We start from the raw sequence: 9306 nt of genomic DNA, 5'->3' as shown, positions 1-9306 counted from the left end.
GGCAGGGGGGTTGCCCCCCGTTGGCGCACCCACGACCTGGACTTACGGTCTAGAGCGCGTCCGGCGGGATCCACACCGAGTGGTCCGCCGGTTGATCCGGCGACCGCTTCGGCGGGGCGGGGGCGACGCCGGAGAACGCCGCGACGCGGTTGCCGCCGTCACGTTTGGCTTGGTACATCGCGGCGTCCGCGCGCGCCAGCACCTGGGCCGCCGATTCCTGGGTGCGCATCGCGACGACGCCGATCGACAGCGTCACGCCGCGGGAGAGCTCGCCGGGCAGCTGGTCGACGGCCTCGACGCTGCGGTGCAGCGCGGCCTCGGCGGCACCCAGCGCCGCGCCCGGTAGCAGCACGACGAACTCGTCACCGCCGTAGCGGGCCACGAAGTCGTCGGTGCGCAGGGTGTCGCGCAGGGTCACCGCGACGGTGCGCAGCACGTCGTCGCCTTCGGCGTGCGAGCAGCGGTCGTTGACGCTCTTGAACCCGTCGAGGTCGACCAGCGCCACCGCCAGCGGCTGCGCATCGGGCTCGCCCAGCAGCGTCTCCAGCCGGTCGTCCAGGGCGCGCCGGTTGGACAGGCCGGTGAGCGGGTCTTGCAGGGCCTGCCTGGTGATCGCGTCGTGCTTGTGGCTCAGCCGCGAGTTCTCCAGTCGTGTGACCAAAGTAGACAGTCGTGCTTGGCGCATGGTCCACAGTTCGGTCTCCAGCTCCAGCGCGTATTCCCGCAGCGCGTCGTGGATGCCTGCACTGTCCAGTTCGGTCAGTTGCGCGTACTCGCGGGCCAGCGAGATCCGCAGCGTCGGCTCGGAGGTGTCGTCGTCCATGTCCGCACGGGTCTCCGACAGCACCCGCACCGCCTCCTGGCCGCGGTCCGCGCGGGTCAGGCAGCGGGACAGCGCGATCGCGACGATGATCTTCTCCCGCGGGTGGATCGCGCGGTCCAGGACGCGCAGCGCGTCAAGCCGCTCGATGTGCTCGGCGTGCGGTTGGGCCAGCGCATGGGCGGCGCCGAGCACCGGCATCTGCTCGGCGGCGGGTCGGTCGGACACCCGGGGGAACAGCGACTCGCGCCACGGGCCCTCCACCGCGACCGCGATCGCCGAGGCGGTGGCGAACCGCGCGGTCGCCTCCTCGTGCTGGCCGATGCGCTCCAGCCGCAGCCCCCAGCCGAGCAGCATCCGGCATCGGTTGATCATGTGCACCGCGATCTCGTGCGGGCCGCCGCTTTCCCGGATTCGCTGGTGGGCGCGGGCCATCACCTCGTCGGCCATCTCGTACACGCCGAGTTGGGTGAGCACCAGGCCGAGGTCGATCAGCGAGGTGGCCAGCAGCCGTTCCCAGGACCGGCGGCCCAGCGTGCGGTCCGGCACCAGTTCGTCGTCGAGCATCGCCAAGCCGTGCGCGACCTCGGTGAGCGCGTTGTCCTCGCTGCCGCCGAGCAGCGCGCGTCGGCCGCGCAGCGCGTGCGCATCGGCCTGCAGCACGTCGAGGCCGTGCCGCTTGGTGTGGGCGAGGAGTTCGTCGAGCAGTGGATCGGAGCTGTCGACCAGACCGGGCGTGGCCAGCCGCATGGAACTGCAGTGCCGCAGGAGTTGGGCGACGATGCGCGGTTCGCCGCGTCGCTGGGCTTCGGCGAGCAGGTTGTCCGCCTCGCGGATGGTGCTGCGTTGTCCGGCCGCATCGCTGTGCTGGCCGACTGCGTTGAGTTCGCGTGCGCGTCCGACCAACCACGCGTCGGACACTTCGCTCAGCGTGGTCGCGGGTTCTTCGCGCACGGCGGTCGTGTCGTCACGCAGCGGCGCCCACCCCCTGTTCACCTTTCCTCCCGGTCGGCCCGCGCGCTGCGCGTCGCCGCTCATCGCGTCGGGTCCGGGAGGACCGCTCGCTCCGCCGCCAGGATTCGAACCTGGACCATCGGAACCAAAATCCGAGGTGCTGCCTTTACACCACGGCGGATCGCGCACTGTAGTCCCTTGGTGCCGGAGCGTGACGCTCGACACCGCGGTCCGAGCTTACCGGCCCGGGACGACTGGCGGTGGTGCCCGGCCGACATCGTGACATGCCGGGGCTTCCGGCTCGGCGCCGGGTTTGCGGGTGGGTGGAATTCGTCGCGGGCTGGCACATGGATGGGACGTACCGAGGCGGCGTCCGGTTGCGTGCAAGATCACCGCTGTTCGGGTGAACGCGGGCGATTCGGACACGCCCGGCAGCTCGCGACACGCCGCAATTTTGCCGCTCGGGGGTGACGATTCAGCATCGAAGAACTTACGCTAGCGTAGGTTACGGTCCCGTAGGGTGGAGGTGTTGCGGGGCCGTGGTTCCCGGTGCTGACCACAGTTTTCCCACCTCCCCAACGCCATTTGAGGTATTGAGTATGACCGCAGCAACCGAGCGCGTTGTCGATCCGGACGTCGGCGCCGAGTCCGGGCCGAAGCCGCTGACCACGGGTTCTCAGAGCGTCGGGCGAGCGTCGCTGGTGTACGCGTTCCTCCTGATTCCGATGGCCGCGCTGATCGCCTCGATTCCCGTCCTCTGGGGATGGGGCGTCGGGGTGGTCGACATCGCCTTGGCCGTGTTCTTCTGGTTGATCAGCGGTTTGGGCGTCACCGTCGGCTTCCACCGGTACTTCACGCACGGGGCCTTCAAGGCCAACCGCGCGGTGAAGATCGCATTGGCCATCACCGGGATGATGGCGGTCCAAGGGCCGGTCATCACCTGGGTCGCCGACCACCGTCGGCACCACGCCTTCTCCGACCGCGAGGGCGACCCGCACTCGCCCTGGCTGTTCGGCACGTCGGCGTTGGCATTGACCAAGGGTTTCTGGCACTCCCACATGGGCTGGATGCTGCAACGGGAAATGACCAACGAGGACAGGTTCGCTCCCGACCTGCTCAAGGATCGCGACGTGGTTTGGGCCAACCGGCTGTTCCCGGTGTGGACGGTCGCCAGCTTGGCGCTGCCCGCACTGATGGGCGGTCTGCTGACCTGGTCGTGGTGGGGCGCGTTGACGGCGTTCTTCTGGGCCGGGCTGGTGCGGGTGTCGTTCCTGCACCACATCACGTGGTCGGTGAACTCGATCTGCCACATGATCGGTGAGCGGCCGTTCAAGAGCCGGGACAAGGCGGCGAACTTCTGGCCGCTGGCGATCCTGTCCTTCGGCGAGTCCTGGCACAACTCGCACCACGCCGACCCGACCTGCGCTCGGCACGGCGTGCTGCGCGGGCAGCTGGACATCTCGGCGCGGGTCATCTGGTTCTTCGAGAAGGTCGGCTGGGCCTGGAAGGTCCGCTGGCCCAACGAGAAGCGCCTCGCTCGGATCGCGGTGACCGAGTACAAGGGCTGATTCGCGGAGTTCCAGGCGCGTTTCGCACCGCTGCGGATGGTGCTGGCGGATCGCGAACCGCGCGTCCTCGAAGTTCGAAGTGCCCGTGCGACGGTTGTCGCGCGGGCACTTTTCCATCAGACCTGCACATTTGTGTCGGTCCCGCACTTTAGGGTTGTGCAAGTGGTATCACGGCGACGCGCGCGGAGCGCGCCCGAACCGGCGGCGCGACCGAAGGGTCGCACCGCGCGAGTGCGGATGACCGGCAAGGAACGTCGGCAGCAGCTGTTGGACGTGGCCCGCGCGCTGTTCGCGGAGAAGGGCTTCGACGGCACGTCGATCGAGGAGATCGCGCACCGCGCCGGGGTGTCCAAGCCGGTCGTCTACGAACACTTCGGTGGCAAGGAAGGCGTCTACGCGGTGGTGGTCGACCGCGAGATGCGCAACCTGCTGGACCTCATCGTTTCCGCCTTGTCGGCGGGACATCCGCGGGATCTGCTGGAGCAGGCCGCGCGCGCGTTGCTGGACTACATCGACAACAACACCGACGGATTCCGCGTGCTGGTGCGGGATTCGCCGGTGGCCAGCAACAGCGGCACGTTCTCCAGCCTGCTCAACGACATCGCCAGCCAGGTCGAGCACATCCTCGGCCTGCAGTTCAGCGCCCGTGGTTACGACTCGAAGCTCGCCCCGCTGTACAGCCAGGCCCTGGTCGGCATGGTCGCGCTGACCGGCCAGTGGTGGCTGGAGGCGCACAAGCCGAAGAAGGAAGAGGTCGCCGCGCACCTGGTCAACCTCGCCTGGAACGGCCTTTCCCACCTGGAGCACAAACCCCGGCTGTCCACCAAGTGACGCGCCGTCCGCCCGAGATCAGGTGGTGGAGACGCGCAGGATCTTGTCGTTGGAGCCGTTGGAGCCGTTGGAGCCGTTGGAGCCGTTGGAGCCGTTGGACGTCGTGATGTAGAGCGCTCCGTCGGGTCCCTGGCGGACGCCGCGGAGTCGGCCGTGGGTGTTGCGCAGTTCCGCCGGGATCTGGACCTCCCGCACGCTGCCGTCCGGATCGATCCGCAACAGCAGCAGCTTGGTACCGCGCAACGTGGCGACCGCCAGCATCCCGTCGAACGGCCCCCACTGCGGGCCGGTCAGGAACGCCGCACCGCTCGGGGCCTGGCGCTCGTCGCCGGAGGACCACACCGCCCGGACGGCGTCCGGGAAGCGCCCCGTGTCGGTCATCGGCACCGATTCGTCGTAGGAACTCACGGTGCCGCCCTGGGACGGATCCCAGCCGTAGTTCCCGCCCGGCCGCAGCAGGTTGACCTCGTCGTCGCCGGTCGGGCCGTGTTCGGAGATGAACACCTGCCCACCGGGCCGCGGCGCGACGCCCTGCACGTTGCGGTGCCCGAAGGTGTAGATCAGCCGCTCGTGCGGATCCGCCGAACCGATGAACGGGTTGTCGGGCAGCGGGGCGCCGGTGTCGATGTTCATCCGCAGCACCTTGCCGCCCAGCGAGGAGCGGTCCTGCGGCACGCCGGGCCGCGCGATGTCGCCGGTGCCCAGCAGCAGCGCGCCGTCTTCGGCGAGCGCCGGACGACACCCCGAATGCCGTCCGCTCGGGTTGACCGGGATCCCGGTCAGCAGCGGCGGGCCGACCCGGTCGGCGCGGGCACCGTCCTCGGACAGCCGCCAGGTGATCAACCGGACGTCCACCGCGTTGCCGTTCACCTGGTGCGTCTGGCAGGTGATGAACCGCCGGTTGGTCGCGAAGTCCGGGTGGACGAGCAGCCCCAGCTGGCCGCCTTCGCCCTCGACCAGGACATCGCCGAAGTCGGCCTGCACCGGGCGCACCAGCGCACCGGCGCGATGATCGGCAAGCAGCACGAGTCGACCGGGCCGCTGCACGACCAGGGCAGTGCCATCCGGCAGGAAACCGATGTCCCAGGGGTGTTCCAGCCCGGCCGCGACCACCTCGACCCGCAGCGTCGCGGTGGGCGCCGGGGCCGCGGTGCTGACCGGCGCCGGTTGGTCGGGGCTGCTCCCGCTGCCGCAACCGACCAAGGTGAGCAACAGGGCTAACGAGACGAATCGGCGCATCGGCATGCGCACAGTGTGGCATCGGCCACGCCTGGCGTTCGGGCAGTCGTCTTCGTGTCACACCCGAGTCGTAGTCTTGAACCCGACGCCCCTCCCGGCTTGGCGTTCGTCCCGGGCAGGGGTGTGTCCGCATTCGCGTTGTCTTGCTGCGAGGTAGCTCCATGAGCCAGGCCGGTCCCCTGCGCGGACTGCTCGAAATCGTGCTGCGCGATCCCGCCATCCGGAAGGTCGTCGAAGCTGCCGGGCGGCCGCGCCTGGTGCTGGAGGGCCCTGCCGCGGCCCGGTCGCTGACGGCCGCGTCGCTGGCCGCGCCGGGCGGCGCCGGTCGCCCGGTGCTGCTGGTCACGGCCACCGGCCGGGAGGCGGAGGAAGCCGCGGCGGCGCTTTCGGATCTGCTCGGCCCGACGGGCATCGAGGTGTTCCCGTCCTGGGAAACCCTGCCGCACGAACGGCTTTCGCCCCGCGCCGACACGGTCGGTCGGCGGCTGTCGGTGCTGCGCCGCCTCGCGCACCCCGAGGAGCACGCGCACGGCGCCGTCCAGGTGTTGGTGAGCACGGTGCGCAGCCTGATCCAGCCGATCGCGCCCGGTCTGGGCGAGTTGGCGCCGGTGCGGCTCGCGGTCGGCACCGAACACGACTTCCAGGAACTGGTCGAACGATTCGCGGCGCTGGCCTACGACCGCGTCGACATGGTCGAGAAGCGCGGCGAGTTCGCGGTGCGCGGCGGCATCGTCGACGTGTTCCCGCCGACCGAGGAACATCCGCTGCGGGTGGAGTTCTGGGGCGACGAGGTCACCGAGATCCGCCCGTTCGCGGTCGCCGACCAGCGTTCGCTGCCGGACGCGCCGAGCACCGAACTGTTCGCCCCGGCCTGCCGGGAACTGCTGATCACCGAGCAGGTCGCGGAGCGGGCCGCGAAGCTCGCCGAGCAGCACCAGACCGACACGCACCTGGCCGAGATGCTCGACAAGATCGCCGGGGGCGCGCCCGTGGAGGGCATGGAGGCCCTGATCCCGGCGCTGTGCGAAGCCGAGATGCAGCTGCTCACCGATCTGGTTCCGGCGGGCACGCACGTGCTGCTCGCCGATCCGGAGAAGATCCACGCGCGGGCCGCCGACCTGGTGCGCACCGGCCAGGAATTCCTGGAGGCGTCCTGGATGGTCGCCGCCGACGGCGGCAAGGCGCCGATCGATCTGGGCGCATCGGCGTACCGCAGCCTGGCCGAGGTCGCCGAGCACACCCGCTCGATCGGCCTGCCGTGGTGGCCGTTGACCCAGCTGACCAGCGAGGAAGGCGAGGACGACGACGAGGTCATCCGGCTCGTCCTCAAGCAGGTGGACGCCTATCGCGGCGAGATCGAGCGCGCGTACGCCGACCTGCGGGCGCACACCGCCTCGGGTGGTGCGGCGGTGCTGGTGGTGGCCGGTGCGGGCACCGCGCAGCGAGCGGTGCAGCAGCTGCGCGAGGGCGAACTGCCCGCACGGTTGGCCGAGGAGGGCTTGGCGGCGGAGCCGGAATCCGGTGTGGTGACGGTGGTGCGCGGTGGTCTGGAGGACGGTTTCGCCGCACCCGGGGTCGCGCTGGTGGTGCTCACCGAGGCGGATCTGACCGGCGGGCGCGGTGGAACGTCGACCAAGGACATGCGCCGGATGCCGTCGCGGCGGCGCAACGCGGTCGATCCGCTGGCGCTCAAGGCCGGTGACTTCGTGGTGCACGAGCAGCACGGCATCGGCAAGTACGTCGAGATGGTGCAGCGGACCGTCAGCGGCGCCACCCGCGAGTACCTGGTGCTGGAGTACGCGGCGAGCAAGCAGGGAAAACGCAGTCAGCCTGGCGATAGACTTTTCGTGCCGACCGATCAGCTCGACGAGGTCACCCGCTACGTCGGTGGCGAGGTGCCGACGCTGAACAAGCTCGGCGGCTCGGACTGGAAGAACACCAAGGCCAAGGCGCGCAAGGCGGTCAAGGAGATCGCCGCCGAGCTGGTGCAGCTGTACGCGGCGCGGCAGTCCTCGCCCGGCCACGCCTTCGGTTCGGACACCCCGTGGCAGCGCGAGTTGGAGGACGCCTTCCCGTACACCGAGACCGGCGATCAGCTGGCCGCCATCGACGAGGTCAAGGCGGACATGCAGCGCCCGGTGCCGATGGACCGGGTGATCTGCGGCGACGTCGGCTACGGCAAGACCGAGATCGCGGTGCGCGCGGCGTTCAAGGCGGTGCAGGACGGCAAGCAGGTCGCCGTGCTGGTGCCGACCACGCTGCTGGCCCAACAGCACCTCAACACCTTCACCGATCGGATGCGGTCGTTCCCGGTGTCGGTCAAGGGGCTGTCCCGGTTCACCCACCAAATGGAGTCCGAGCAGACCATCCAGGGCCTGGCCGACGGGGCGGTCGACATCGTGATCGGCACCCACCGGCTGTTGCAGACCGGGCTCCGCTACAAGGACCTGGGGCTGGTGATCGTCGACGAGGAGCAGCGCTTCGGCGTCGAGCACAAGGAGCACATCAAGGCGCTGCGGACGCACGTGGACGTGCTGACGATGTCGGCGACGCCGATCCCGCGCACGCTGGAGATGAGCATGGCGGGCATCCGGGAGATGTCGACGATCCTCACGCCGCCGGAGGAGCGGCACCCGGTGCTGACCTACGTCGGCGGCTACGACCAGAAGCAGGTCGCCGCCGCGATCCGCCGCGAGCTGCTGCGCGACGGGCAGGTGTTCTTCGTGCACAACCGGGTGCACGACATCGAGAAGGTCGCGCGCCAGCTGCGGGAGCTGGTGCCGGAGGCGCGGATCGTCACCGCCCACGGGCAGATGAACGAGGACCGGCTGGAGAAGATCATCCAGGGGTTCTGGGAGCGCGAGCACGACGTGCTGGTGTGCACCACGATCGTCGAGACCGGCCTGGACATCTCCAACGCCAACACGCTGCTGGTGGACCGCTCCGACCTGCTGGGGCTCGCCCAGCTGCACCAGTTGCGCGGCCGGGTCGGCCGGGCGCGCGAGCGCGGGTACGCCTACTTCCTGTTCCCGCCGGAGAAGCCCCTGACCGACACCGCGCACGACCGGCTGGCGACCATCGCGCAGAACTCCGAGCTCGGTGCGGGCATGGCGGTGGCGATGAAGGACCTGGAGATCCGCGGCGCGGGCAACATCCTCGGCGCCGAGCAGTCCGGGCACATCGCCGGTGTGGGCTTCGACCTGTACGTGCGGCTGGTCGGGGAGGCCGTTGAGGCTTTCCGGCGGCATGCCGGAGCGGAGCCGGGCGAGGTGGAGGAGGAACTCACCGAAGTCCGGATCGACCTGCCGGTCGACGCGCATCTCCCGCACGACTACGTGCCGGGGGAGCGGCTGCGGTTGGAGGCCTACCGCAAGGTCGCGGCGGCCGTCGACGTCGCGGCGCTGGACGCGGTCCGGGACGAGCTCGTCGACCGCTACGGGCCGTTGCCGGAGCCGGTGCAGCGGTTGCTGAAGGTGGCGCGGTTCCGGCAGGCGTGCCGGGACCACGGGGTCCGCGAGGTGACGTTGCAGGGCGCGTCGCTGCGGGTGGCGCCGCTGGAGCTGCTCGACTCGAAGCAGGTCCGGCTCAAGCGCCTGTACCCGAAGGCGATCTACAAGCCCGCGGTCCGCACGGTGTCGGTGCCGCGCCCGACGGAAGGCGCCGCCGGGGGCCGGATCGGCGCCCCGCCGCTGCGCGACGAAGCACTGCTGGACTGGTGCATGGACTTCCTGGAATCCCTCACCACGGCCCCGGCACCAGTCGCCTGACGCGTGGTGGCGGGCCGGTTCCGCTGGAAACCGCTGGGCGTCCCGGACCGGCGTGGTTCGGGTCGTCGCTGAGCACGTTCCGCAGCGGCGGGCGGGCCGTGGATGACACTGCCGTGCTTCTGAGTTG

General features: G+C 70.2%; 5 protein-coding genes and 1 tRNA gene. 3 read left to right on the top strand and 3 right to left on the bottom strand.

Annotated features, from left to right (window positions below; all coding sequences use genetic code 11):
* Window positions 1-49: 49 nt before the first annotated feature.
* Window positions 50-1816, bottom strand: coding sequence for a tetratricopeptide repeat-containing diguanylate cyclase (locus tag ACTWQN_RS28295; RefSeq protein WP_443206627.1), 1767 nt, complete (start codon window positions 1814-1816; stop codon window positions 50-52).
* Between the two features lie 68 nt (window positions 1817-1884).
* Window positions 1885-1955, bottom strand: a tRNA-Gln gene (locus ACTWQN_RS28290).
* A 418-nt stretch (window positions 1956-2373) separates the two neighbouring features.
* Here ACTWQN_RS28290 and ACTWQN_RS28285 point away from each other — a divergent pair.
* The gene (locus ACTWQN_RS28285) at window positions 2374-3342 is read left to right on the top strand and encodes an acyl-CoA desaturase (protein WP_443206626.1); all 969 of its coding nucleotides are present in this window, start codon (window positions 2374-2376) and stop codon (window positions 3340-3342) included.
* Between the two features lie 237 nt (window positions 3343-3579).
* Window positions 3580-4173: a TetR family transcriptional regulator gene (locus ACTWQN_RS28280; RefSeq protein WP_443206625.1), complete on the top strand. Its 594-nt coding sequence runs from the start codon at window positions 3580-3582 to the stop codon at window positions 4171-4173.
* 18 nt (window positions 4174-4191) lie between these two features.
* On the opposite strand, the gene ACTWQN_RS28275 is transcribed toward ACTWQN_RS28280, so the two are convergent.
* The gene (locus tag ACTWQN_RS28275; protein WP_443206639.1) at window positions 4192-5412 is read right to left on the bottom strand and encodes a PQQ-dependent sugar dehydrogenase; all 1221 of its coding nucleotides are present in this window, start codon (window positions 5410-5412) and stop codon (window positions 4192-4194) included.
* Window positions 5413-5573: 161 nt separating this feature from the next.
* On the opposite strand from ACTWQN_RS28275, the gene mfd reads away from it, so the two are divergent.
* Entirely contained in the window at window positions 5574-9179 is a 3606-nt protein-coding gene (gene mfd, locus ACTWQN_RS28270) for a transcription-repair coupling factor (protein WP_443206624.1), read from the top strand.
* Window positions 9180-9306 lie beyond the last annotated feature (127 nt).

It is taken from the genome of Saccharopolyspora antiqui, from assembly GCF_052246905.1.
Taxonomy (GTDB): domain Bacteria; phylum Actinomycetota; class Actinomycetes; order Mycobacteriales; family Pseudonocardiaceae; genus Saccharopolyspora.
Note: the sequence above shows the minus strand (reverse complement) of the source record. Positions and strands in the feature narration are given on the sequence as shown.